Source organism: Neisseria sp. P0009.S007, assembly GCF_051962515.1.
Map to the genome: position 1 here is coordinate 1 of NZ_JBQCVF010000293.1, position 1,636 is coordinate 1,636.

The window sequence follows — 1,636 nt, forward strand, 5'->3', positions numbered from 1 at the left end:
CCGTTCGGATGTTTGGGCAACACTTTGTCGCCGCGGATATCCAAATCTTTTTCAGGATTGAAGGCCATTTCACGGCCGTTGAGTTTTAAAACGTGCTGCGTGCGGATACGTTCCAAGCGTTGAGGGATGTCCGCAAGCGGGATATCGTGCGGCAGGCTGCCTTCCAAACCGAGCAATAATGCGTCGAATGTGCCGTGTCCGATACCGGTCAAAGCAAGTGAACCGTACACTTCAATGACAATGCGCGCCACTTGTGTATCCAAGTTTTCGGCATTCAGCAAATCAGCAAAAGCGGCCGCGGCCTTCATCGGGCCGACGGTGTGCGAGCTGGACGGGCCGATGCCGATTTTGAAAATATCAAAGATGCTGATCATAATTTTCCTATTATTGTGTGTGCGGGCTGTGTTTTTCAGACGGCCTTAAGGCCTAAAGAGGAATCTTGTGCGCCGCTTGCCAATGCAAGTACCAAATGTCCGACAGTCATCAAAGGATCACCTGCTTCCGGCGAGGTGTATTTCAGCATCAGCGGTTTTTTACGCAAGGGTTCGTAATGGCTGACTTTACAATGCGGGTCTTCCAAACTTGTAGAACCGGCGCGGTATCTGTATGCCAACAGCCGTAAATCGTTCAAGTCCATCTTCATGCCGTTGTCCAGCAATTCGCGCAACTGGTTTTCCCAGGCAATATCGTTGCTTCCGTCTTTAATGGCAATCAAGATGGACTTTTCGAGGATTTTTTTGATGTGCTGGTTCAAGGAGCGGATTGGGAAATGCCCCAGCCACAACAAATCGGTCTCCGCAAATTGGGCGGAAAACTGCTCGATAAACCAGGAATGTAAACCTCGATAATCCGGCGAATGAAACAGGGTTGATTTAACCTTGTTGCCATCTTTATCCAACATGTAATGGCAGCCGATAATCACGCTGCAAGATTCGGCAGCCCATCTAGGAATAATGACTTTGGGGGTAAAGAGCGTTTCGAGGCGTTGCTCGGTAAATTGAGTGGTGAAATCGGGATTGTATTGCAACGATGTCGGCAAATAGCCGCGCCAAAGGTACATGCCGATCCTGTTTTCGCCGATGACATCCAAAAGTTGTTCCAGCATGATACGGCTAGGACATGAAATAAATTCGTCCGCATCCAGCGGAAAAACGAAATCTATCGCTTCATCTTTTGCTACAAGCTGCTTCATAAGCAGGTTTACCAATTGCTCTTGATTGTACTTGAGCGCTTGATATTGATAGATAAATATAGGCAAACCTTCTTCTTTCAATTGAATCAGGATTTCCCTTGTTCCATCGCTGCTGCCGTGATCGATGATGTGCATTTCATCCATCAGCTCGAGATTATGACGGACAAACGATTCGATAACGTCGTTTTCGTTGCGCACCATGCTGATGCTGATTAGTTTTTTTCCCATAAATTATGCAATGTATTGATAGGTTTTAATCATTTTTCAGACGGCCTTAATCCAGCCGGCAATGCGTTTTTCAATCGCTTCGGCACTCAAACCCAAGTCGTCCAGCAGTTTTTTCGGGTCGCCGTGTTCGGTAACTTTGTCTTCTACACCCAACAGCAACACCGGTTTGCAGATGCCGTGTTTCGCCAACACTTCCAACACCGCGCTGCCTGCGCC

General features: G+C 47.7%; 3 protein-coding genes. All 3 read right to left on the bottom strand.

What is annotated here, in order from left to right:
* Nucleotides 1-374 (bottom strand): serine dehydratase beta chain (locus tag ACTHS3_RS12580; RefSeq protein WP_440368088.1); only part of this gene is annotated, 374 nt, incomplete at its 3' end.
* A gap of 35 nt (nt 375-409) precedes the next feature.
* On the bottom strand, nt 410-1,420 hold the full coding sequence (locus tag ACTHS3_RS12585; RefSeq protein ID WP_004520400.1) for a glycosyltransferase family 2 protein: 1,011 nt from the start codon (nt 1,418-1,420) through the stop codon (nt 410-412).
* 36 nt (nt 1,421-1,456) lie between these two features.
* Nucleotides 1,457-1,636: hypothetical protein (locus tag ACTHS3_RS12590; RefSeq protein WP_440368089.1), on the bottom strand; the 180-nt coding region annotated here is incomplete at its 5' end.

Excerpts from the sequence above, each read along its gene's own strand:
- ACTHS3_RS12585 (WP_004520400.1), bottom strand. The coding sequence starts at position 1,420 with ATGGGAAAAAAACTAATCAGCATCAGCATGGTGCGCAACGAAAACGAC.